Source organism: Flavobacterium sp. KY-23415 (assembly GCF_055384985.1).
Map to the genome: position 1 here is coordinate 401,791 of NZ_AP044001.1, position 20,871 is coordinate 422,661.

The window sequence follows — 20,871 nt, forward strand, 5'->3', positions numbered from 1 at the left end:
TCGACTAAAGTCAATTATTATTTGTTATACAACTCAACGATTAGTTGCTCTTTAATATTTTCTGGAATCTGAAGTCTTTGAGGAACAGAAACAAAAGTACCTTCTTTTGTATCATTATTCCATGTAATCCACTCATAAACCTGAGAAGAATTAGATAAAGATCTTTCAATAGCTTCAAGAGATTTAGATTTTTCACGAACTGCTACTTTATCTCCAGCTTTTAAATGATATGAAGGAACATTTACCAACTCACCATTAACCGTAACATGTCTGTGAGATACAATCTGACGAGCAGCTCTACGAGAAGGAGCAATCCCCATTCTATACACTACGTTATCTAAACGTGACTCACATAATTGAAGTAAAATTTCACCCGTTACACCAGAAGCAGAAGAAGCTTTTTCGAATAAATTTCTGAATTGACGCTCAAGAACACCATAAGTATACTTTGCTTTTTGCTTTTCCATTAACTGTACAGCATATTCAGATTTTTTACCTCTTTTTTTAGCCAAACCATGTTGTCCTGGAGGGTAATTTCTTTTTTCGAAGGCTTTATCATCTCCGAATATTGCTTCGCCAAATTTACGAGCAATTTTAGTTTTTGGACCAGTATATCTTGCCATTTTAAAATTAATATAAGGTAGTGATTATGAATTCAGGTCTATATAATCCTTCGATAATCGTTAATCTACCTTGGTTATACTTAAATAAATTAAACTCTTCTTCTTTTTGGAGGTCTACATCCATTGTGAGGCATTGGAGTTACATCGATAATCTCAGATACTTCAATACCACCATTGTGAATTGAACGTATTGCAGATTCTCTACCGTTTCCAGGTCCTTTAACGTAAACTTTCACTTTCTTAAGTCCAGCTTCAAGTGCTACTTTTGCACAATCTTCTGCTGCCATTTGAGCTGCATAAGGAGTGTTCTTTTTAGAACCTCTAAAGCCCATTTTACCAGCTGAAGACCAAGAAATAACTTCACCTTTTTTATTTGTTAAAGAGATGATAATGTTATTAAATGTAGCATTAATATGCGCTTCTCCTGTAGATTCAACGATAACTTTACGTTTTTTTGTTGTTGCCTTAGCCATATTACTTACTTATTATTTAGTTGCTTTTTTCTTGTTAGCAACAGTTTTTCTTTTACCTTTTCTAGTTCTAGAGTTATTTTTAGTTCTTTGACCTCTTAATGGAAGTCCAGCTCTATGACGAATACCTCTTTGACATCCAATATCCATTAAACGTTTTATGTTTAATTGAATTTCTGAACGCAACTCTCCTTCAATTTTGAAATAAGAAACAGCATCACGAATTCCGCTTATTTCATCATCATTCCAATCTTGAACTTTTTTATCTTCGCTAACTTGAGCTTTAGCTAAAATTTCTTTAGCTCTGCTACTGCCAATACCAAATATGTATGTTAAAGCAATAACTCCTCTTTTCTGTTTAGGTATATCTACCCCTGCAATTCTTGCCATAATTATCCTTGTCTTTGTTTAAATCTAGGATTCTTTTTATTAATCACGTATAATCTTCCTTTTCTACGCACTATAATGCACTCGGCACTTCTCTTTTTTACTGATGCTCTTACTTTCATTTTACTAGCTTTAGTATCTATATGTAATTCTTGCTTTTGTTAAATCGTAAGGACTCATTTCAAGTTTTACCTTATCTCCTGGTAATAATTTTATATAATGCATACGCATTTTACCAGAAATATGAGCAATTACAACATGTCCATTTTCTAACTCTACTCGGAACATAGCATTTGACAATGCCTCAACTATTGTTCCATCTTGTTCTATTGCTGATTGTTTTGCCATAAATATTAAGCTACTGCTTTTCTATTTTTACCAGTTTTCATCAAGCCATCATAATGCTTATTCAATAAATATGAATTTATTTGTTGAATAGTATCGATTGCAACCCCTACCATAATCAATAAAGAAGTTCCTCCATAAAAATAACCCCAAGCACCTTGCACATCCAATAAACTTACCACAACTGCTGGAAAAACAGCAATTAGCGCTAAGAACAAAGAACCAGGAAAGGTAATTAATGACATTATCTTATCTAGATAATCACCAGTTTCAACTCCAGGTCTAATTCCAGGAATAAAACCGCCACTTCTTTTTAAATCATCTGCCATCTTATTAGTTGGTACTGTAATTGCGGTGTAAAAATACGTAAAAATTATGATTAACAAAGCAAATACTATATTATATACTAATCCGAATGGATCATTAAACTTACCAGCTAACGATTGTGCAACTTCAGATTCTTTTGCAAGACCAGAAACTGCAGCAGGAATAAACATAATAGCTTGAGCGAAGATAATTGGCATTACTCCAGAAGCATTAAGTTTCAATGGAATAAATTGTCTAGATCCCATCATATCCTCTTCGAAATCACCAGAAACGGTTCTTCTTGCGTATTGAACTGGAATTTTTCTAACTGCCATTACTAAAAGTATACAAGCAATAATAACAATAAACCAAAGCACCACTTCTAAAACAATCATCATTAAACCACCATTTGCTTGTGTAGTTCTTGAACTGATTTCTTGAATAAAAGATTGAGGCATTCTAGCAATAATTCCTACCATGATTAATAAAGAAATACCATTACCAATTCCTTTATCAGTAATTTTCTCTCCTAACCACATAGCAAAAATTGTTCCTGTAACTAAAATTAACACAGAAGAAAACAAGAATGGCACTGAACTAGATCCTAACAAAAAAGCTTCTGAAGGAAGTGTTGCATGAAGATTATAAATATAACCCGGCCCTTGTACTAAAGTAATTAAAATAGTTAACCATCTAGTAATTTGATTGATCTTCTTTCTACCACTTTCACCATCTTTTTGTAACTTTTGCAAATAAGGAACAGCAATTCCCATTAACTGAACTACAATAGAAGCCGAAATATATGGCATAATACCCAATGCAAATACAGAAGCTTGCGAAAACGCACCTCCTGTAAAAACATTTATCAACCAACCAATACCTTCATCTGTTTGGTTAGTCAAGTTACCCAATTGAGCAGCATCAATACCAGGAAGAGTTACTTGTGCACCGAAACGGTACACTAGTAACAAACCTAAAGTTAAAAAAATTCTATTTTTCAACTCTTCTATTTTCCAAACATTGATAAATGAATCTATAAATTTCTTCATTGTACTAAAAAGGTTTATAAAGTTACTACTTCTCCACCAGCAGCCTCAATAGCCGCTTTTGCAGTAGCAGTAAATTTGTGAGCACTTACTTTCAATTTAGCTTTTAGCTCACCTCTTCCTAAAATCTTTACTAAGCTATTTTTTGTAGCCAAACGATTATCTATTATTACTGACAAATCTAAAGTATCAGTAATCAAACCATTATCTACTAATGACTGTATTGTATCAAGATTAACACCTTGGTAGTCTACTCTATTAATATTTTTAAAACCAAACTTAGGTACACGTCTTTGAAGAGGCATTTGCCCACCTTCAAAACCAATTTTCTTAGAATAACCAGAACGAGATTTAGCACCTTTATGCCCTCTTGCAGCGGTACCACCTTTACCAGAACCCTCTCCTCTACCTAATCTTTTATTTTGGTTGTGAACTGAACCTTCAGCTGGTTGTAAGTTACTTAAATTCATAACGAATATTATTATTTAGCTTCTTCAACAGAAACTAAGTGTTTAACTTTATTTACCATTCCAAGGATAGCAGGACTTGCGTCATGCTCAACAACTTGTCCTAATTTACGAAGACCTAAAGATACTAAAGTTCTCTTTTGTGTCTCTGGACAATTGATTTTACTTTTTACTTGTTTTACTAAAATTTTTGTCATTTTTCCTTGGATTTTTAACTTTTAAATACTTTCTCTAAAGAAATTCCTCTTTGTTTAGCAACAGTAACAGCACTTCTCATCTGTAACAAAGCATCAAAAGTAGCTTTAACAACGTTATGAGGGTTTGATGAACCTTGAGACTTTGACAATACATCATGCACACCAACTGATTCAAGAACTGCACGCACAGCTCCACCAGCAATAACTCCTGTACCATGAGAAGCAGGCATTAAAAAAACTCTAGCCCCACCAAATTTTCCTTTTTGTTCATGAGGTACAGTAGCACTATTCAAAGGAATTCTTACTAGATTTTTCTTTGCATCTTCTACTGCTTTTGCAATAGCTTCAGAAACATCTTTAGACTTCCCTAATCCATGTCCTACAACACCGTTTTCATCTCCAACTACTACGATTGCAGAGAAACCAAATGCTCTACCTCCTTTAGTAACTTTCGTCACACGATTCACACTAACCAAACGATCTTTTAATTCAAGTCCACTTGGTTTTACTAGTTCTACATTTTTATATTTTTGATACATAATTTCTTAGAATTTAAGTCCAGCTTCCCTTGCTCCATCAGCTAATGATTTGATACGTCCGTGGTATAAATATCCACCTCTATCAAAAGAAATTTTAACAACACCAGCTTTAAGAGCTCTTTCAGCTACTAATTTCCCAACTGCGTTAGCAGTTTCAACATTTGTACCTTTAGTAACTTCCTTTTCACGAGAAGATGCAGCAACTAATGTTACACCGTTTACATCATCTATGATTTGAGCATAGATTTCTTTATTAGATCTAAATACAGCTAATCTAGGTTGTGTAGCGGTTCCGCTTACAACCTTTCTAATTCTGAATTTTATTCTTTGTCTTCTTTCACTTTTTGTTAATGACATAGTCTTAATTTTTAAGCTGATTTACCTGCTTTTCTTCTTAATACTTCACCTACAAACTTAATACCTTTTCCTTTATAAGGCTCAGGCTTACGGAAAGATCTGATTTTAGCAGATACTTGACCTAATAATTGTTTGTCAAATGATGATAATTTCACTATTGGATTTTTACCTTTTTCAGAGATGGTTTCCACAACAACTTCTGGAGTAATATCCATAACTATATTGTGAGAAAATCCTACTGCTAAATCAAGTTTTTGTCCTTGATTTGAAGCTCTATACCCTACACCTACAAGCTCTAATTGCTTTGTAAAACCTTCTGAAACTCCTATAATCATATTATTGATTAGAGCACGATAAAGTCCATGTTTCGCTCTTTCATTTTTATGATCAGATGAACGCTCAACGATAACTTGATTTCCTTCAACTTTAACCGTTACATCTGAAAATTCTTGAGAAAGCTCGCCTAATTTTCCTTTAACTGTAACTACAGCTTCTTTCACCTCTACGGTTACTCCTGCTGGAATTGCAATTGGATTTTTACCTATTCTTGACATTCTTTCGCTTTATTATTAATATACGTAACAAATAACTTCTCCACCAACATTAAGTTGTTTTGCTGCTTTACCAGTCATTACACCTTTAGAAGTTGATACAATAGCAATTCCTAAACCGTTTAAAATTCTTGGTAATTCAGTTGAGCCAGCATATTTACGTAAACCTGGTTTACTAATTCTTTGGATATCTTTGATTACAGACTCTTTAGTTTCTTTGTCGTACTTAAGAGCAATTTTGATAGTTCCTTGAACTCCACTATCATCAAATTTGTAACTTAAAATATATCCTTGATCAAATAAAATCTTAGTGATTTCTTTTTTCAAGTTAGAAGCAGGAATCTCAACTACTTTGTGATTTGCTCTAACTGCATTTCTAATTCTCGTTAGAAAATCTGCAATAGGATCTGTATACATATGTATGAATTTGCGGTTTTGGTTTTCGCTAGAAATATTCTAGCGAACCTGAAACCAATTAAAATTATTTTTTACCAGCTTGCCTTTTTAACACCTGGAATTAAGCCTTGATTAGCCATTTCACGAAAAGTAACACGTGAAATACCAAATTGACGCATATAACCTCTAGGTCTTCCCGTTAATTTACAACGATTATGTAAACGTACAGGAGATGCATTTTTTGGTAATTTCTGTAATGCTTCATAATCACCAGCTTCTTTCAAAGCTTTTCTTTTTTCAGCATATTTAGTCACTAACGCTTCTCTTTTTGCCTCACGGGCTTTCATCGATTCTTTAGCCATTTCTTAATTCTTTTTAAAAGGTAAACCTAATTCTGTCAATAATGATTTTGCTTCCTTATCTGTATTCGCAGAAGTAACAAAGGTAATATCGAAACCTGAAATTTTATTTATTTTATCAATATCAATTTCTGGAAAAATAATTTGCTCCAATACTCCTAAGTTATAATTACCTCTACCATCAAAACCTGTAGACTTAATTCCGCTGAAATCTCTAACACGCGGTAAAGAAGAAGTAATTAATCTATCTAAGAATTCATACATTCTTTCTCCTCTTAAAGTTACTTTAGCTCCAATTGGCATTCCTTTTCTTAATTTAAAAGATGCAACATCCTTTTTAGAAATAGTAGAAACTGCTTTTTGTCCAGTAATTTTTGTTATTTCTTCTACAGCATAATCAACCAATTTTTTGTCTGACACAGCTGCACCAACACCGCGGCTTACAACAATTTTTTCAAGTTTAGGAACTTGCATAACATTTTTGTAACCGAACTCTTCTGTAAGAGCAGAGATTACTCTACTCTTATATTCTTCTTTTAATCTAGGTATATAAGCCATTACTATAATACTTGATTAGATTTTTTTGAAATCCTTACTTTCTTATCTCCTTCAATTTTATAACCTACCTTAGTAATTGATTTCGATTTTGGATCAATTAATGATAGATTAGATATATGAATTGGAGCTTCTTTCTTAACGATACCTCCTTGAGGGTTTTTAGCACTTGGTTTAGTATGTTTCGAAACCATGTTTACACCTTCAACTATCGCTTTATTCTTGTCACGGATAACACGTAAAACAGTACCTTCAGATCCTTTATGATCACCAGCAATTACTTTTACAACGTCTCCTGATTTAATTTTTAGCTTTGTCATCATTTTTAGAATTAAAGCACCTCTGGTGCTAATGATACAATTTTCATGAATTGCTTTTCACGAAGTTCTCTGGCAACCGGACCAAAAACACGAGTACCTCTCATTTCACCTGCAGCGTTTAACAATACACATGCGTTATCGTCGAAACGGATATAAGATCCATCAGCTCTTCTCACTTCTTTTTTAGTACGTACAACAACTGCAGTTGAAACAGCACCTTTCTTAACGTTTCCGTTTGGTGTTGCATCTTTAATAGAAACTACAATTTTATCTCCTACAGAGGCATAACGACGTTTCGTTCCTCCTAAAACACGGATAGTCAAAACTTCTTTTGCTCCTGTGTTATCTGCTACTTTTAATCTTGATTCTTGTTGTACCATAATTATTTCGCTCTTTCAATGATTTCAACTAATCTCCAACATTTCGATTTAGATAAAGGCCTTGTTTCCATGATCTTTACTGTATCACCAATGTTACAGTCATTTGTTTCGTCGTGTGCAACATATTTTTTAGTCTTTAACACGAACTTACCATATAAAGGGTGTTTTACTCTTCTTGTTTCAGACACAACAATAGATTTCTCCATTTTATTGCTAGTAACAACACCAACTCTTTCTTTTCTTAAATTTCTTTTTTCCATCTTTCAGCAGAATACAATTATTGTAACTCTCTTTTAGTTATCTCTGTTGCAACTCTAGCAACAGCTCTTCTAATAGTTCTTATTTGAAGAGGATTTTCAATAGGAGAAATAGTATGAGCTGTTTTTAATTCAGCATACGTTCTCTTTAACTCACTAAGTTTCTCTTGTAACTCAGCTGCAGATAGATTTTTTATTTCTAATTGTTTCATAATATATCTTGATTATGCTTCGAAATCTCTAGCAACGACAAACTTAGTTTTTACTGGAAGTTTTTGTGCTGCAAGACGTAAAGCTTCTTTTGCAACAGATAGAGGAACTCCACCAACTTCAAACATGATTCTTCCAGGTTTCACAACTGCAGCCCAATACTCAACTGCACCTTTACCTTTACCCATACGTACTTCTAATGGTTTCTTTGTGATAGGCTTATCTGGAAATATTTTAATCCATAACTGACCTTCCCTTTTCATGAAACGAGTAGCAGCAATACGAGCCGCTTCTATTTGACGAGAAGTAATAAAAGTAGATTCCAAAGATTTAATCCCGAACATTCCATTAGAAAGTTCATGACCTCTTTGAGAAACCCCTTTCATTCTACCTTTCTGTACCTTACGGTATTTTGTTCTTTTAGGCTGTAACATTTTTCTTTAATTTAAAAAATTACTTTCTTTTGCTTCTGTTTGGTTTACCTTTTCCAGACGATCCTGAAGATTTGGATTTTTGTTTATCCATACCTACTAACGGAGAAAGATCTCTTTTTCCGTAAACCTCACCTTTCATTATCCATACTTTGATTCCCATTCTACCGTAAGTAGTATGAGCTTCAGCTAATGCATAATCAATATCAGCTCTGAAAGTTGACAAAGGGATTCTACCATCTTTAAAACCTTCTGAACGTGCCATTTCTGCACCATTCAAACGGCCAGAAATTAAAACTTTAATACCTTCAGCATTCATTCTCATTGCAGCAGCGATAGCCATTTTAATTGCTCTTCTATATGAAATCCTACTTTCAATTTGACGAGCTATACTATTAGCCACTAAATAAGCATCCAACTCAGGTCTTTTAATTTCAAAGATATTGATTTGAATTTCTTTGTCAGTAATTTTTTTAAGTTCTTCTTTCAACTTGTCTACCTCTTGTCCACCTTTCCCAATAATAATACCAGGTCTAGCAGTAGTGATAGTAACGGTTACAAGTTTCAAAGTTCTTTCAATAATTACTTTAGATACACTAGCTTTAGATAAACGCGCATGAATGTATTTTCTGATTTTAAAATCTTCAGCGATTTTATCACCATAATCATTTCCTCCATACCAGTTTGAGTCCCATCCTCTGATGATACCAAGTCTATTTCCTATTGGATTTGTCTTTTGTCCCATACTGTTTATTAATTGCTTTGTGTGTTATTGTTTGATCCTAACACGATAGTTACGTGGTTAGAACGTTTTCTAATTCTATGTGCACGACCTTGTGGAGCTGGACGAAGTCTCTTTAACATCGCACCACCATCTACTCTGATCTCTTTTACAAATAAGCCTGCTTCTTCTAAACTAGTTTCTGTATTTTTCTGTTGATAATTATTTATCGCAGATAACAATAATTTCTCTAATTTTCTTGAAGCTTCTTTACTGTTAAATCTTAATATATTAAGAGCTAATTCTACTTTCTGACCTCTAACTAAATCTGCTACAATGCGCATTTTTCTAGGTGAAGTAGGGCAGTTATTTAATTTAGCAAATGCAACTTGTGCTTTAGCTTCTTTAATCTGCTCTGCTCTTTCTCTTTTACGAACTCCCATAGCTTCTTATTATTTTTTACCTTTATTTTTTGCACCTGCGTGACCTCTAAAAGATCTTGTTGGTGAAAATTCTCCTAATTTATGACCTACCATGTTTTCAGTAACGTAAACAGGTACAAATTGACGTCCGTTATGCACAGCAATAGTTTGCCCAACAAAATCTGGAGTTATCATTGAAGCTCTTGACCAAGTTTTGATAACAGCTTTAGAATCTTTCTCAATATTTTCTTGAACTTTTTTCTCTAATTTATAGTGAACATAAGGTCCTTTTTTTAATGAACGTGCCATGTCTATCTAATTATTTCTTTCTACGTTCTACAATATACTTATTACTCGGATTAACTTTAGAACGAGTTCTATAACCTTTAGCTGGCAATCCTTTTCTTGAGCGTGGGTGACCTCCAGAAGAGCGTCCTTCTCCACCACCCATTGGGTGATCAACTGGATTCATTGCTACCGGTCTAGTTCTTGGTCTTCTACCTAACCATCTAGATCTACCAGCTTTACCTGACACTACTAATTGATGATCAGAGTTTGATACTGCTCCAATTGTAGCAGTACAAGTTAACAAAATCAATCTTGTTTCTCCAGATGGCATTTTTATAGTTGCATATTTACCATCTCTTGCCATTAACTGAGCAAAAGTACCAGCAGAACGAGCAATAACAGCTCCTTGACCTGGTCTTAATTCGATACAAGAAATTACTGTACCTAGAGGAATTTTACTTAAAGGTAAGGCATTTCCAATTTCTGGAGATGCATCTGCACCAGAAACTACAGTTTGTCCAACTTGCAAACCATTTTGAGCAATTACGTAAGTTTTTGCTCCATCAGCGTATGCTAATAATGAAATAAAAGCTGAACGATTTGGATCATATTCAATTGTCTTAACAACAGCTGGAACTCCAACTTTTGTTCTTTTAAAATCAATTATACGATACTTTTGTTTATGACCACCACCAATATAACGCATGGTCATTTTTCCTTGACTATTTCTACCTCCAGAGTTATTTTTCGGTGCGATCAATGAACGCTCCGGCTTATCAGTTGTTATAGTGTCAAAGCTATTAACAACTCTAAAACGCTGACCCGGGGTAATAGGTTTTAATTTTCTAACTGACATTTTTATTAGATATTATTATAGAAATCTATTGTTTCTCCTTCTTGAACTTGAACAATTGCTTTTTTATAAGCATTTGTTTTCCCACTGATCAAACCACTTTTAGTGTATTTAACGCTTCTATCCGCTCTATAGTTCATAGTATTAACAGTAACTACATTCACCCCATAAACAGCCTCTACAGCATTTTTGATTTGAATTTTATTAGCTTTTTTTTCTACTATAAAACCAAAACGGTTAAAAACTTCACCATCTTTAGTTATTTTTTCAGTTATAATTGGCTTAATAATGATACTCATAACCCTTATTATTTACTTAAATTATCTTCAATACTTGCTAAAGCACCCTCTAAAACTACCAAACTATTTGCATTTAAAACAGAATAAGTATTTACTTCTGAAGAAGTTACAACTTTTGCAGCTTTTAAATTTCGTGACGACAAATATACATTTTTATTCGTATCACCCAACACAAACAAAGATTTTTTACTATCTAACCCTAAAGCTTTCAATACATTAATGAAATTTTTAGTATTTGGAGCTTCAAATGTAAAATCTTCCAAAACTATCAAACTAGACTCTTTCACTTTTAAAGACAATGCAGATTTTCTAGCTAATCGTTTTAAATTTTTATTCAATTTGAATGAATAACTTCTTGGTCTTGGTCCAAAAACCGTACCACCACCTTTAAACAAAGGATTTTTAGCACTACCTGCACGAGCAGTACCCGTTCCTTTTTGTTTCTTAATCTTACGCGTACTTCCAGCAACCTCTGCTCTTTCTTTAGCTTTATGATTACCTTGTCTTTGATTTGCTAAATACTGCTTTACATCAAGATATATAGCATGTTTATTTGGCTCAATTGCGAATACTGAATCTGAAAGTTGAACTTTTCTCCCAGTATCTTTTCCGTTGAAATCTAATACTTTTACTTCCATTACTTCTGAATGATTACATAAGAGTTTTTATGCCCTGGTACACATCCTTTAACTACTAAAAGATTTTTATCAGCAACAACTTTTAAAACTTTAAGGTTTTGAACTGTAACATTCTCTCCCCCCATTCTTCCTGCCATACGCATTCCTTTGAATACTCTAGAAGGATAAGACGAAGCTCCAACTGATCCAGGAGCTCTCAAACGATTATGCTGACCATGAGTCGCCTGTCCAACACCACCAAAACCGTGACGTTTTACAACCCCTTGAAAACCTTTACCTTTTGAAACACCCTGCACATCAACAAATTCGCCCTCAGCAAACAAATCTACTGTTAGAACTTCTCCCAATTTGTGTTCTTCTTCAAAATACTTGAACTCAACAACTTTCTTCTTAGCAACAGTACCCGCTTTCTTGAAGTGACCTTCTTCTGCTTTAATTGTATGCTTTTCCGTTTTGTCATCGAAACCAAGCTGAAGAGCACTATACCCGTCAACCTCCTCGGTTCTGACTTGGGTAACTACACATGGCCCAGCCTCAATAACAGTACACGGAATATTCTTCCCGTTCTCATCAAAGATGCTAGTCATGCCAATTTTTCTTCCGATTAACCCAGACATATAAAAACTAATTAATTAATTAAACTCTATTTACTAAAAAAAATACACACAAATGCACTTTCCTCATTTTGAGGGTGCAAATATATAATTATTTTTTCAATATCACAAATATTATTAATTACGTGAATTTCAACATAAAAAACACACAACTCAATACATGAATGATATTAAAAAAACCGTTGTAAAATTTACAAACGGTTTTTATATTTTTTATACTGCTATACAGTACAGAAATTAAACTTTAATTTCCACTTCAACACCACTAGGTAATTCCAATTTCATCAAAGCATCAATAGTCTTTGATGACGAACTGTAAATATCCAACAATCTCTTATAAGAACTTAATTCAAATTGTTCTCTAGACTTCTTATTAACGTGTGGTGAACGTAAAACAGTAAAGATTTTTTTATTTGTAGGTAATGGAATAGGCCCAGTAACCACAGCACCTGTACTTTTTACAGTCTTTACGATTTTTTCAGCAGATTTATCTACTAAATTATGATCGTATGATTTTAATTTTATTCTGATTTTTTGACTCATTTTCTTAAAAATTAAGCGTTACCTTTTGCTTTTTTGATTACCTCTTCCGAAATATTAGATGGCGTTTCAGCATAGTGAGAAAATTCCATAGTAGAAGTCGCCCTACCTGAAGATAATGTTCTCAAAGTTGTAACATACCCAAACATTTCAGACAAAGGAACATCCGCTTTAATAGTTTTTGCTCCTGATCTATCCCCCATATTATTAACCTGACCTCTTCTTCTATTCAAGTCACCAACAATATCACCCATATTTTCCTCTGGAGTAATAACCTCAATTTTCATGATTGGCTCTAAGATTACAGCACCAGCAGCTTTAGCCACTTCCTTATAACCTAATTTTGCAGCCAATTCGAAAGATAAAGCATCAGAATCCACAGGGTGAAAAGATCCGTCCAATAAAGTAACTTTTAAACTATCCACAGCATAACCTGCTAATGGACCAGTTTTCATTGCTTCTCTAAATCCTTTTTCAACAGCAGGTATATACTCCTTAGGAACATTACCTCCTTTAACTTCGTTGATAAATTGTAACCCCATTGCTGGCTTACCATCAACATCATCAGCAGGTTCTAATCTGAAAACAATATCTCCAAATTTACCACGTCCACCAGATTGTTTTTTATAAACCTCTCTATGCTGAGCAGATTTCGTGAATGCTTCTTTATATTCTACCTGAGGCTCACCTTGGTTAACTTCCACTTTAAACTCACGTTTCATACGATCCACTAAAATATCTAAGTGAAGCTCACCCATACCAGAAATAATAGTTTGACCTGAAGCCTCGTCAGTTCTAACAGTAAAAGTTGGATCTTCCTCAGCTAATTTTGCTAAAGCCATACCCATTTTATCAACATCTGCCTTAGTTTTAGGTTCAATCGCAATACCAATTACTGGATCTGGGAATTTCATAGACTCAAGAATGATTGGGTGTTTTTCATCACACATTGTATCTCCAGTCTTAATATCCTTAAACCCAACAGCAGCACCAATATCTCCAGCTTCAATAAATTCAATTGGATTTTGCTTATTAGCATGCATTTGATAAATACGAGAAATACGCTCTTTATTACCTGAACGTGTATTTAAAATATACGAACCAGCATCTAATCTTCCTGAATAAGCACGGAAGAAAGCTAAACGCCCTACATAAGGATCAGTAGCGATTTTAAATGCAAGAGCAGCAAAAGGCTCTTTTGGATCAGGACGACGTAATATTTTCTTTTGATCTTCTTCTAACAAATCAGCATCATCAGGATGAATTCCTTCAATACCTTCTTTATCTAAAGGAGAAGGCAAATATTTACAAACCGCATCCAACATGAATTGAACTCCTTTATTTTTAAAAGAAGAACCAGCAATCATTGGAATGATAGCCATATCAATTGTAGCAGCACGTAATGCAGTGTTAATTTCTTCTTCTGTAATAGAGTTTTCATCTTCCATATATTTATCAAGAAGATTTTCATCATATGTTGCAATTTCCTCGATAAGAATAGAACGATATTTTTTTACATCATCTACCATATCAGCAGGAATATCAATAATATCAAAAGTAGCCCCTTGAGTCTCATCATGCCATACAATAGCCTGATTTTTAACTAAATCAACCACACCTTTGAAATCACTTTCTTCTCCAATTGGTAACGTAATTGCAACCGCATTCGATTTCAACATATCTTTCACTTGCTGACATACTGCTAAAAAGTTAGACCCTTGACGATCCATCTTATTAACAAATCCCATACGAGGAACTCTATATTGATCTGCTAATCTCCAGTTAGTTTCTGATTGAGGCTCAACACCATCAACTGCACTAAATAAAAACACCAATCCATCTAATACACGTAACGATCTATTTACCTCTACAGTAAAGTCAACGTGACCAGGAGTATCGATAATATTAAAGTGGTAAGCTTGCGATTCTGGCAACAATTTCCCTTGTTGTGTTGGAAAATTCCACTCACATGTTGTTGCTGCAGAAGTAATCGTAATACCTCTCTCTTGTTCTTGAGCCATCCAGTCCATTGTAGCTGCACCATCGTGTACTTCCCCAATTTTATGTGACTTTCCAGTATAAAAAAGAATACGCTCAGTTGTTGTTGTTTTACCAGCATCAATATGAGCAGCAATTCCTATATTTCTTGTAAATTTTAAATCTCTAGCCATTTCTTTTGTTTTATGAATTAAAATCTAAAGTGAGAGAAAGCTTTATTTGCTTCTGCCATTTTATGAGTATCCATTCTTTTCTTAACAGCAGCACCTTCTTCCTTAGCAGCAGCTAAAATTTCAGAAGCCAACTTGTTAGCCATTGATTTTTCATTTCTTCTTCTTGCATATAAAATCATCCATTTCATAGAATAAGAAATTTTTCTATCTGGACGAATTTGCATAGGAATCTGGAAAGTAGCTCCACCCACTCTTCTTGAGCGAACTTCTACATGAGGCATAACATTTGTTAATGCATCTTTCCATATTTCTAAAGCAGTTTTCTCTGCATCTTGCTTTTTAGCCTCTACGATATCTAATGCATCATAAAACACTTTAAAAGCTGTTGATTTTTTACCATCCCACATTAAGTTATTCACAAAACGTGTCACTAACTGATCGTTAAATTTTGGATCTGGTAAAAGAGGTCTTTTTTTGGCCTGTCTTTTTCTCATGTCTTTTTTTTAAAAGATTTAAATTACTTTTTCTTTCCAGTTGTTGCAGCAGCTTGTCCTGGTTTTGGACGTTTTGCTCCATACTTAGATCTACGTTGTGTTCTACCCGCTACTCCAGCAGTATCTAATGCACCACGAACGATGTGGTAACGTACACCTGGTAAATCTTTTACTCTTCCACCTCTAACTAATACTATCGAGTGCTCTTGCAGATTGTGTCCTTCTCCAGGAATGTAAGCATTCACCTCATTACCATTTGTTAAACGAACACGGGCAACTTTACGCATTGCCGAGTTTGGTTTCTTTGGTGTTGTGGTATAAACACGCGTACAAACCCCTCTTCTTTGAGGACAAGAATCTAAAGCAGCCGATTTACTCTTCTTAGTTATTTTGGCTCTTCCAGTTCTTACTAATTGTTGAATTGTTGGCATAATTGTTTATAATTATTACTAATAAATTTAACTCCCTAAAACTTTTAGGGGCTGCAAATGTAGTTATTATTTATTACAAAACAAATCTAATTTATTTATTTACAGCTAATTTTAAACCACAAAACAATCCGTAAAGCTAAAAGAAAAACAAAACAAACCACACATAACCTCACTAAATTCCAAAAGAATAGAACTCATTTCGAAATTTATTTTCATTTTTTTTACGTTACTTTACAACCATGAAAAAAATCTCTCTTTTATTAATTCTTATAAACACTCTTTATTGCAATGGGCAAAATTTCTTTTTAAAGATAACAAGCTCATCACCCGTAGAAAAAACAATAATTGACAGCATAAATTACACTAAGAAACACAACAACCTAAAAACACTACTAGAAGAAATAAATAAATTTGACACATTAACAACCAAAATTGGCTATCTTGAACGAAAACTAACTAAACAAGAAAAAATTAACGACACCACCTTCCATTTCAATTACTCTTTAGGAAAAAGAACAAACTACCTATATATATATTTAGGCAATAACAAATCAATTTTAAACCAAACAAAAGACACTTTAAAAATCAAAACGAATCAAATTAAAGAATGGACAAAAAGCACTATAAAAAACCTCGAAAAAAAAGGATACCCATTAGTTAAACTTAGACTGATTAATTACAAAAAAACAAACAACACCTTAAGTTCTGACTTAAAAATAGATTTAAACAACAAAAGAACTTTTGACGACCTCATTATTTTAGGTCACGATAATTTCCCAAAAAACATAAAAAAATCGATTATAAGAAACTTAAAAAAGCAAGATTTCAATCAAAAAAACATTGCAATACTTCACAAAGAACTTAACGAACTAACTTTTACCAACCAAATAAAATACCCTGAAGTATTATTTACAAAAGATAGCACTAAAATATTTGCCTATTTAGAAAAGTCAAAACCAAACAAATTTGAAGGATACATTGGTTTTTCAAATAACTCTCAGGACAAATTATCACTCAATGGTTATTTTGACCTCCAATTACAGAACATATTTAATAGTGCAGAAAAACTAACACTATATTGGAAAAATGACGGCAACAAACAAAGCATATTCAACATCACAACAGAGTTCCCATATCTATTAAAAACTTCTTCAGGAATAAGAACAAAACTACAAATATTCAAACAAGACAGTATTTTTCAAAACACATCGTCTGAAATTCAAATTGGGTATTATTTCAATATAAACAAAAAAACCTTCTTAGGAATACAAAACACAACTTCTACAAACACACAAAATTCACTTAACAATCCAATTAAAAATTACAAAAACATATTCTACACATTAACTTACGAGCATATAATTTCTAAAAAAACAAAAGAACCAATCAGGAAAAACACAGAAATCAATATAAAAACAGGAATAGGAAAAAGAAAAGACAAAGAAAACACTAACAGACAATTTTTCGCTGAAATAGACATTAAGCAAAACATTTCATTAAATAGCTACAATAACATTTTAATTAGAACTCAAAACTACATTTTAAACAGCAACACCTATCTCCCCAACGAACTTTATAGGTTTGGTGGAACCAACTCTATTAGGGGCTTTAGAGAAAACTCACTTCAAGCCAACCTACTAACATCGTTAATAACAGAATACCAATACTCCCTAAGCCCATCACTTTATCTTCACACTGTAATCGATTTTGCTTATTTTGAAGACAACATAAACAAAACAAAAAAAAACACTGTTAGCTTAGGACTAGGATTTGCAATACAAACAAAAAATGGAACATTCAATCTAATATATGCAAATGGGACTACAAAAAATCAAGCAATAAAGCTATCAAACTCCATCATTCAAATACAATTTAAGACAAGCTTTTAAGAATATTTATGTTAAATGTTAAAAAAATATTAAATAATATTAGGATAACAATATTTTTTTTTTGAATTTTGGGTCAACTAATTCAAATTTATAAATATGAGATCTAAGTTTAACGGACTTTTGACACTTGTAATAGTGTTATTAGGGCAATTTATTTTTGCTCAGGTTAAAACTGTTTCTGGAACAGTTACAGATCAAAACGGACAACCACTACCTAGTGTTGCTATCCAAGAAAAAGGAAGTGCAAACGGTACAGAAACCGATTTTGATGGAAAATTCAAAATTAACGTAAAACAAGGTGCTACGTTAAGATTCAGCTACATCAGCATGAAAACTCAAGAAGTAGTTGTTAATTCAACAGACTTAAAAATTGTAATGCAAGAAGACGTAGCTCAGTTAGAAGGAGTTGTAGTAACTGCTTTAGGTATTAAAAGAGAGAAAAAGGCTCTAGGTTATGCAACTCAAGAAGTTAAAGGTGATGACATTGCTGACACACCTGTAACGAATTTTGCAGATGCACTTTCTGGTGAAGTTGCAGGACTAGATGTACAATCATCAGGCACAATGGGAGGATCAACTAACATAGTAATTAGAGGTTATAACTCTATTCGAGGAGACAATCAAGCATTAATCGTTATAGATGGTACACCAATTAATAACGGAACTGGTAACTCAGCTGATCAAAGAACAGGTAGAGGTGGATACGACTACGGTAATGCAGCATCTGATTTGAATCCAGATGACATAGAATCATTAAACGTTTTAAAAGGTGCGGCTGCAACAGCTCTTTACGGCTCTAGAGCTGCAAATGGAGCAATTATTATCACAACAAAAAAAGGAAGAAAAGGAAAAGGTATAGGGGTTACAGTAAATAGCTCATTAGTTGCTGGTAGTGTAGATATGGAAACCTTACCAAAATACCAAAATCGTTACGGAGCGGGATATGGTCCATATTACGGTGCGACTGAAGACCAATACTTTAACGACCAATATGACATCAATGGAGATGGTATAAACGACCTATCTGTACCCTTTGGAGAAGACGCATCTTACGGAGCAGCTTTTGACCCGAATCTTCTTGTTTACCAATGGAATTCGCTTTACCCTCAATTATCAGGTTACCAACAAGCAACTCCTTGGGTAGCAGCAAAAAACAACCCAAACACTATTTGGAGAACTGGATTAACTTCAACAAACTCAGTATCATTCGGAAAATCTACAGATACTAATAGTTTCCGATTGGGCTACACTAATAAAATACAAAACGGTGTAATGCCAAATAGCGAAATCAAAAGAAACACCATTACATTTTCCGGCTCTCAGGACATCAGTGATAAATTGAAAGCTTCGGTTGACTTTTCATACATCAACAACACAGGAAGAGGAAGAAATGGAACAGGTTACAACGGAAGAAATCCTATGCAAGCATTCCGTCAATGGTGGCAAACTAATGTTGATTTAAAAGAACAAAGAGACGCTTTTTTCAGTACAGGTCAAAACATAACTTGGAACGCTACTAGCCCAACAAATACAGCTCCAAAATATACAGATAATGTTTATTGGACACTATACAAAAATTTCCAAAACGACACTAGAGATCGTTTCATGGGGAATATCAGTTTAAATCAAGAAGTAACAAAATGGTTTAGCATTTTAGGACGTTTTGCTTTTGATACTTATTCTGAAATAAGAGAAGAAAGATTAGACGTTGGTTCAAATGGTGTACCCTTCTACTCGGTTAACAACCGCAAAGTATCTGAATACAACTATGATTTGATTGGTAATTTTGACCACAACTTAAACGACGACCTAAACATAAACGGTTTAGTAGGATTTAATATACGTGTTAATAAACTTAATGGCTTATTTGCAAGTACTAATGGAGGATTAGTAACACCTGGCCTGTTCACATTAGCTAATTCACAAAATCCTTTAACGACGGATGATTACGCTAAAACTGATTTCACTAAAAAAGTAGATGGTGTATTTGCAAAAGCGGGCTTAGGATACAAAGGAACATACTACTTAGACGCGACTTTCAGAAGAGACAGATCATCAGCCCTTCCATCAAATAACAACGTATACTATTACCCATCAATTTCTTCAAGTATTGTTTTCTCAAACTTCATTAAACAAGATTGGATATCTTTTGGTAAAGTAAGAGCTAACTATGCACAAGTTGGAAATGATACTGATGCACTTAATGTATACACAAACTATGTAATTAATCCTGGTTTTGGAGGATCACCGAGTGTTACAAACCCAAATACTTTTAACAATATTGATTTGAAACCTGAAAGAACTAACGATATTGAGCTTGGATTAGAAATGCAATTATTCAACAATCGTTTTGGTTTTGACTTTTCATATTACAACAGAAAAACAGTTGATTTGATAACAGATTTAACAGTTTCAACTAGTTCAGGTACTGGAAGAATTTTTCAAAATGCAGGAGACATTGAAAACAAAGGAATTGAATTTATTGTAAATGGTACACCTATTAAAAATGAAAACTTCTCTTGGGAAATAAAAGTAAATTACACACAAAACAGAAGTGAAATAACTAAACTAGCGAAAGACATCGAGTTTATTCAGTTAGCTGGAGTTCAAGGTGGCGTTACACTTGGAGCTGCACTTGGAGAACCATTTGGAGTAATTAGAGGTAGAGACTATGTTTACCATGAAAACGGACAGCCTATAGTGGGTGCTAATGGTTATTACAGAAGAACTAGTGCAAGTAATAAAATATTAGGAAACATTAACCCTGATTGGACAGGAGGAATTAAAAACAACCTAAAATATAAAAACGTAAGCATGAGTTTCCTTGTTGACATACAAAAAGGTGGAGACGTATTTTCTTTAGATACATATTATGGTTATGGTTCAGGATTATATGATGTAACTGCAGGAAATAACCACTTAGGAAACCCTGTACGTGACCCAATATCTGCTGGAGGTGGTGTAATATTTGAAGGAGTACAAGCAGATGGAAGTCCAAATACAGTAGTAGCAGACGTTACAGAATCTGGTGTATGGGGATGGGCAATGCCTCAAGCTGCACATGTTTATGATGCATCATTTGTAAAATTAAGAGAAGTAACACTTGGATATAATTTTTCTCCAAAAATAGCTCAAAGTCTATCTTTACAGTCATTATCTCTATCTTTAATTGGTAGAAATTTATGGATTATTCATAAAAACGTTCCTTATGCAGACCCAGAAGCTGGGCTAAGTGCAGGAAATATTCAAGGATATCAATCAGGTGCTTATCCATCAGTTAGAGAAATTGGAGCGAGTTTAAAACTAGAATTCTAA

At 33.7% G+C, this 20,871-nt stretch carries 32 protein-coding genes; 2 read left to right on the forward strand and 30 right to left on the reverse strand.

Annotated elements, in window-relative coordinates:
* Positions 1–17: 17 nt before the first annotated feature.
* From rpsD to rpsL, 30 genes are all read right to left on the reverse strand, one after another.
* Positions 18–623, reverse strand: coding sequence for a 30S ribosomal protein S4 (gene rpsD, locus ACZ49Z_RS01930; RefSeq protein WP_464306519.1), 606 nt, complete (start codon positions 621–623; stop codon positions 18–20).
* 89 nt (positions 624–712) lie between these two features.
* Positions 713–1,096, reverse strand: a complete 384-nt coding sequence (gene rpsK / locus ACZ49Z_RS01935; RefSeq protein WP_140962416.1) for a 30S ribosomal protein S11 — start codon at positions 1,094–1,096, stop codon at positions 713–715.
* A 12-nt stretch (positions 1,097–1,108) separates the two neighbouring features.
* Positions 1,109–1,483, reverse strand: a complete 375-nt coding sequence (rpsM, locus tag ACZ49Z_RS01940) for a 30S ribosomal protein S13 (RefSeq protein WP_045968397.1) — start codon at positions 1,481–1,483, stop codon at positions 1,109–1,111.
* A gap of 2 nt (positions 1,484–1,485) precedes the next feature.
* Positions 1,486–1,602 (reverse strand): type B 50S ribosomal protein L36, encoded by a 117-nt coding sequence (ykgO, locus tag ACZ49Z_RS01945; protein WP_002987490.1) that lies wholly within the window; start codon positions 1,600–1,602, stop codon positions 1,486–1,488.
* A 10-nt stretch (positions 1,603–1,612) separates the two neighbouring features.
* The gene (infA, locus tag ACZ49Z_RS01950; RefSeq protein ID WP_045968400.1) at positions 1,613–1,828 is read right to left on the reverse strand and encodes a translation initiation factor IF-1; all 216 of its coding nucleotides are present in this window, start codon (positions 1,826–1,828) and stop codon (positions 1,613–1,615) included.
* 5 nt (positions 1,829–1,833) lie between these two features.
* A complete protein-coding gene (gene secY / locus ACZ49Z_RS01955) occupies positions 1,834–3,180 on the reverse strand; it encodes a preprotein translocase subunit SecY (RefSeq protein ID WP_464306520.1) in 1,347 nt (448 codons plus the stop codon).
* A 14-nt stretch (positions 3,181–3,194) separates the two neighbouring features.
* Positions 3,195–3,647: a 50S ribosomal protein L15 gene (rplO, locus tag ACZ49Z_RS01960; RefSeq protein WP_464306521.1), complete on the reverse strand. Its 453-nt coding sequence runs from the start codon at positions 3,645–3,647 to the stop codon at positions 3,195–3,197.
* A gap of 11 nt (positions 3,648–3,658) precedes the next feature.
* Positions 3,659–3,841, reverse strand: coding sequence for a 50S ribosomal protein L30 (rpmD, locus tag ACZ49Z_RS01965; protein WP_464306522.1), 183 nt, complete (start codon positions 3,839–3,841; stop codon positions 3,659–3,661).
* A gap of 14 nt (positions 3,842–3,855) precedes the next feature.
* Positions 3,856–4,380 (reverse strand): 30S ribosomal protein S5, encoded by a 525-nt coding sequence (rpsE, locus tag ACZ49Z_RS01970; RefSeq protein ID WP_464306523.1) that lies wholly within the window; start codon positions 4,378–4,380, stop codon positions 3,856–3,858.
* 6 nt (positions 4,381–4,386) lie between these two features.
* Positions 4,387–4,737 carry a 50S ribosomal protein L18 gene (gene rplR / locus ACZ49Z_RS01975; protein WP_464306524.1) on the reverse strand — a complete coding sequence of 117 codons (351 nt, stop codon included), beginning with the start codon at positions 4,735–4,737 and terminating at the stop codon, positions 4,387–4,389.
* 11 nt (positions 4,738–4,748) lie between these two features.
* Positions 4,749–5,291 (reverse strand): 50S ribosomal protein L6, encoded by a 543-nt coding sequence (gene rplF / locus ACZ49Z_RS01980; RefSeq protein ID WP_464306525.1) that lies wholly within the window; start codon positions 5,289–5,291, stop codon positions 4,749–4,751.
* A gap of 15 nt (positions 5,292–5,306) precedes the next feature.
* Complete coding sequence (gene rpsH, locus ACZ49Z_RS01985) at positions 5,307–5,705, reverse strand: 30S ribosomal protein S8 (RefSeq protein ID WP_464306526.1); 399 nt, start codon at positions 5,703–5,705, stop codon at positions 5,307–5,309.
* 71 nt (positions 5,706–5,776) lie between these two features.
* Complete coding sequence (rpsN, locus tag ACZ49Z_RS01990; protein ID WP_045968415.1) at positions 5,777–6,046, reverse strand: 30S ribosomal protein S14; 270 nt, start codon at positions 6,044–6,046, stop codon at positions 5,777–5,779.
* A 3-nt stretch (positions 6,047–6,049) separates the two neighbouring features.
* Positions 6,050–6,601 carry a 50S ribosomal protein L5 gene (gene rplE / locus ACZ49Z_RS01995; protein WP_464306527.1) on the reverse strand — a complete coding sequence of 184 codons (552 nt, stop codon included), beginning with the start codon at positions 6,599–6,601 and terminating at the stop codon, positions 6,050–6,052.
* Positions 6,602–6,603: 2 nt separating this feature from the next.
* On the reverse strand, positions 6,604–6,918 hold the full coding sequence (rplX, locus tag ACZ49Z_RS02000; RefSeq protein ID WP_464308038.1) for a 50S ribosomal protein L24: 315 nt from the start codon (positions 6,916–6,918) through the stop codon (positions 6,604–6,606).
* An 11-nt stretch (positions 6,919–6,929) separates the two neighbouring features.
* The gene (gene rplN / locus ACZ49Z_RS02005) at positions 6,930–7,298 is read right to left on the reverse strand and encodes a 50S ribosomal protein L14 (RefSeq protein WP_007803649.1); all 369 of its coding nucleotides are present in this window, start codon (positions 7,296–7,298) and stop codon (positions 6,930–6,932) included.
* A 2-nt stretch (positions 7,299–7,300) separates the two neighbouring features.
* Positions 7,301–7,558: a 30S ribosomal protein S17 gene (rpsQ, locus tag ACZ49Z_RS02010; protein ID WP_045968420.1), complete on the reverse strand. Its 258-nt coding sequence runs from the start codon at positions 7,556–7,558 to the stop codon at positions 7,301–7,303.
* A gap of 17 nt (positions 7,559–7,575) precedes the next feature.
* Entirely contained in the window at positions 7,576–7,767 is a 192-nt protein-coding gene (rpmC, locus tag ACZ49Z_RS02015) for a 50S ribosomal protein L29 (RefSeq protein ID WP_464306528.1), read from the reverse strand.
* 12 nt (positions 7,768–7,779) lie between these two features.
* Positions 7,780–8,199 (reverse strand): 50S ribosomal protein L16, encoded by a 420-nt coding sequence (gene rplP, locus ACZ49Z_RS02020; protein ID WP_140962404.1) that lies wholly within the window; start codon positions 8,197–8,199, stop codon positions 7,780–7,782.
* 19 nt (positions 8,200–8,218) lie between these two features.
* Positions 8,219–8,941: a 30S ribosomal protein S3 gene (gene rpsC, locus ACZ49Z_RS02025; protein WP_236457044.1), complete on the reverse strand. Its 723-nt coding sequence runs from the start codon at positions 8,939–8,941 to the stop codon at positions 8,219–8,221.
* A gap of 8 nt (positions 8,942–8,949) precedes the next feature.
* A complete protein-coding gene (rplV, locus tag ACZ49Z_RS02030) occupies positions 8,950–9,360 on the reverse strand; it encodes a 50S ribosomal protein L22 (RefSeq protein WP_464306529.1) in 411 nt (136 codons plus the stop codon).
* A 9-nt stretch (positions 9,361–9,369) separates the two neighbouring features.
* Positions 9,370–9,648 (reverse strand): 30S ribosomal protein S19, encoded by a 279-nt coding sequence (gene rpsS / locus ACZ49Z_RS02035; protein WP_464306530.1) that lies wholly within the window; start codon positions 9,646–9,648, stop codon positions 9,370–9,372.
* A 10-nt stretch (positions 9,649–9,658) separates the two neighbouring features.
* Positions 9,659–10,483, reverse strand: a complete 825-nt coding sequence (rplB, locus tag ACZ49Z_RS02040) for a 50S ribosomal protein L2 (RefSeq protein ID WP_464306531.1) — start codon at positions 10,481–10,483, stop codon at positions 9,659–9,661.
* 5 nt (positions 10,484–10,488) lie between these two features.
* On the reverse strand, positions 10,489–10,779 hold the full coding sequence (rplW, locus tag ACZ49Z_RS02045; RefSeq protein WP_464306532.1) for a 50S ribosomal protein L23: 291 nt from the start codon (positions 10,777–10,779) through the stop codon (positions 10,489–10,491).
* 8 nt (positions 10,780–10,787) lie between these two features.
* The gene (gene rplD, locus ACZ49Z_RS02050) at positions 10,788–11,417 is read right to left on the reverse strand and encodes a 50S ribosomal protein L4 (protein ID WP_464306533.1); all 630 of its coding nucleotides are present in this window, start codon (positions 11,415–11,417) and stop codon (positions 10,788–10,790) included.
* On the reverse strand, positions 11,417–12,034 hold the full coding sequence (gene rplC / locus ACZ49Z_RS02055) for a 50S ribosomal protein L3 (protein WP_464306534.1): 618 nt from the start codon (positions 12,032–12,034) through the stop codon (positions 11,417–11,419). Before rplC ends, rplD begins: the two co-directional genes overlap by 1 nt.
* 234 nt (positions 12,035–12,268) lie before the next feature.
* On the reverse strand, positions 12,269–12,574 hold the full coding sequence (gene rpsJ / locus ACZ49Z_RS02060; RefSeq protein WP_045968439.1) for a 30S ribosomal protein S10: 306 nt from the start codon (positions 12,572–12,574) through the stop codon (positions 12,269–12,271).
* 11 nt (positions 12,575–12,585) lie between these two features.
* A complete protein-coding gene (fusA, locus tag ACZ49Z_RS02065) occupies positions 12,586–14,742 on the reverse strand; it encodes an elongation factor G (RefSeq protein WP_464306535.1) in 2,157 nt (718 codons plus the stop codon).
* Between the two features lie 17 nt (positions 14,743–14,759).
* Complete coding sequence (gene rpsG / locus ACZ49Z_RS02070) at positions 14,760–15,236, reverse strand: 30S ribosomal protein S7 (RefSeq protein WP_140996213.1); 477 nt, start codon at positions 15,234–15,236, stop codon at positions 14,760–14,762.
* Between the two features lie 23 nt (positions 15,237–15,259).
* The gene (gene rpsL, locus ACZ49Z_RS02075) at positions 15,260–15,667 is read right to left on the reverse strand and encodes a 30S ribosomal protein S12 (protein WP_045968445.1); all 408 of its coding nucleotides are present in this window, start codon (positions 15,665–15,667) and stop codon (positions 15,260–15,262) included.
* 239 nt (positions 15,668–15,906) lie between these two features.
* Here rpsL and ACZ49Z_RS02080 point away from each other — a divergent pair, with 239 nt between their 5' ends.
* Positions 15,907–17,556: a BamA/TamA family outer membrane protein gene (locus ACZ49Z_RS02080; RefSeq protein WP_464306536.1), complete on the forward strand. Its 1,650-nt coding sequence runs from the start codon at positions 15,907–15,909 to the stop codon at positions 17,554–17,556.
* A 96-nt stretch (positions 17,557–17,652) separates the two neighbouring features.
* Positions 17,653–20,871, forward strand: a complete 3,219-nt coding sequence (locus ACZ49Z_RS02085) for a SusC/RagA family TonB-linked outer membrane protein (RefSeq protein WP_464306537.1) — start codon at positions 17,653–17,655, stop codon at positions 20,869–20,871.

Excerpts from the sequence above, each read along its gene's own strand:
- rplP (WP_140962404.1), bottom strand. The coding sequence starts at position 8,199 with ATGTTACAGCCTAAAAGAACAAAATACCGTAAGGTACAGAAAGGTAGA.
- rplB (WP_464306531.1), bottom strand. The coding sequence starts at position 10,483 with ATGTCAGTTAGAAAATTAAAACCTATTACCCCGGGTCAGCGTTTTAGA.
- fusA (WP_464306535.1), bottom strand. The coding sequence starts at position 14,742 with ATGGCTAGAGATTTAAAATTTACAAGAAATATAGGAATTGCTGCTCAT.
- rplO (WP_464306521.1), bottom strand. The coding sequence starts at position 3,647 with ATGAATTTAAGTAACTTACAACCAGCTGAAGGTTCAGTTCACAACCAA.
- rpsN (WP_045968415.1), bottom strand. The coding sequence starts at position 6,046 with ATGGCTAAAGAATCGATGAAAGCCCGTGAGGCAAAAAGAGAAGCGTTA.
- rplC (WP_464306534.1), bottom strand. The coding sequence starts at position 12,034 with ATGTCTGGGTTAATCGGAAGAAAAATTGGCATGACTAGCATCTTTGAT.
- ykgO (WP_002987490.1), bottom strand. The coding sequence starts at position 1,602 with ATGAAAGTAAGAGCATCAGTAAAAAAGAGAAGTGCCGAGTGCATTATA.
- rplF (WP_464306525.1), bottom strand. The coding sequence starts at position 5,291 with ATGTCAAGAATAGGTAAAAATCCAATTGCAATTCCAGCAGGAGTAACC.
- rpsL (WP_045968445.1), bottom strand. The coding sequence starts at position 15,667 with ATGCCAACAATTCAACAATTAGTAAGAACTGGAAGAGCCAAAATAACT.
- rpsQ (WP_045968420.1), bottom strand. The coding sequence starts at position 7,558 with ATGGAAAAAAGAAATTTAAGAAAAGAAAGAGTTGGTGTTGTTACTAGC.
- rpsK (WP_140962416.1), bottom strand. The coding sequence starts at position 1,096 with ATGGCTAAGGCAACAACAAAAAAACGTAAAGTTATCGTTGAATCTACA.
- rplV (WP_464306529.1), bottom strand. The coding sequence starts at position 9,360 with ATGGGAGTTCGTAAAAGAGAAAGAGCAGAGCAGATTAAAGAAGCTAAA.
- infA (WP_045968400.1), bottom strand. The coding sequence starts at position 1,828 with ATGGCAAAACAATCAGCAATAGAACAAGATGGAACAATAGTTGAGGCA.
- rplD (WP_464306533.1), bottom strand. The coding sequence starts at position 11,417 with ATGGAAGTAAAAGTATTAGATTTCAACGGAAAAGATACTGGGAGAAAA.
- rpmC (WP_464306528.1), bottom strand. The coding sequence starts at position 7,767 with ATGAAACAATTAGAAATAAAAAATCTATCTGCAGCTGAGTTACAAGAG.
- rpsC (WP_236457044.1), bottom strand. The coding sequence starts at position 8,941 with ATGGGACAAAAGACAAATCCAATAGGAAATAGACTTGGTATCATCAGA.
- rpsH (WP_464306526.1), bottom strand. The coding sequence starts at position 5,705 with ATGTATACAGATCCTATTGCAGATTTTCTAACGAGAATTAGAAATGCA.
- rplN (WP_007803649.1), bottom strand. The coding sequence starts at position 7,298 with ATGGTACAACAAGAATCAAGATTAAAAGTAGCAGATAACACAGGAGCA.
- rpsM (WP_045968397.1), bottom strand. The coding sequence starts at position 1,483 with ATGGCAAGAATTGCAGGGGTAGATATACCTAAACAGAAAAGAGGAGTT.
- rplW (WP_464306532.1), bottom strand. The coding sequence starts at position 10,779 with ATGAGTATCATTATTAAGCCAATTATAACTGAAAAAATAACTAAAGAT.
- rpsG (WP_140996213.1), bottom strand. The coding sequence starts at position 15,236 with ATGAGAAAAAGACAGGCCAAAAAAAGACCTCTTTTACCAGATCCAAAA.
- rplX (WP_464308038.1), bottom strand. The coding sequence starts at position 6,918 with ATGACAAAGCTAAAAATTAAATCAGGAGACGTTGTAAAAGTAATTGCT.
- rpmD (WP_464306522.1), bottom strand. The coding sequence starts at position 3,841 with ATGACAAAAATTTTAGTAAAACAAGTAAAAAGTAAAATCAATTGTCCA.
- ACZ49Z_RS02085 (WP_464306537.1), top strand. The coding sequence starts at position 17,653 with ATGAGATCTAAGTTTAACGGACTTTTGACACTTGTAATAGTGTTATTA.
- rpsS (WP_464306530.1), bottom strand. The coding sequence starts at position 9,648 with ATGGCACGTTCATTAAAAAAAGGACCTTATGTTCACTATAAATTAGAG.
- ACZ49Z_RS02080 (WP_464306536.1), top strand. The coding sequence starts at position 15,907 with ATGAAAAAAATCTCTCTTTTATTAATTCTTATAAACACTCTTTATTGC.
- rpsE (WP_464306523.1), bottom strand. The coding sequence starts at position 4,380 with ATGTATCAAAAATATAAAAATGTAGAACTAGTAAAACCAAGTGGACTT.
- rpsD (WP_464306519.1), bottom strand. The coding sequence starts at position 623 with ATGGCAAGATATACTGGTCCAAAAACTAAAATTGCTCGTAAATTTGGC.
- secY (WP_464306520.1), bottom strand. The coding sequence starts at position 3,180 with ATGAAGAAATTTATAGATTCATTTATCAATGTTTGGAAAATAGAAGAG.
- rplE (WP_464306527.1), bottom strand. The coding sequence starts at position 6,601 with ATGGCTTATATACCTAGATTAAAAGAAGAATATAAGAGTAGAGTAATC.
- rpsJ (WP_045968439.1), bottom strand. The coding sequence starts at position 12,574 with ATGAGTCAAAAAATCAGAATAAAATTAAAATCATACGATCATAATTTA.
- rplR (WP_464306524.1), bottom strand. The coding sequence starts at position 4,737 with ATGTCATTAACAAAAAGTGAAAGAAGACAAAGAATAAAATTCAGAATT.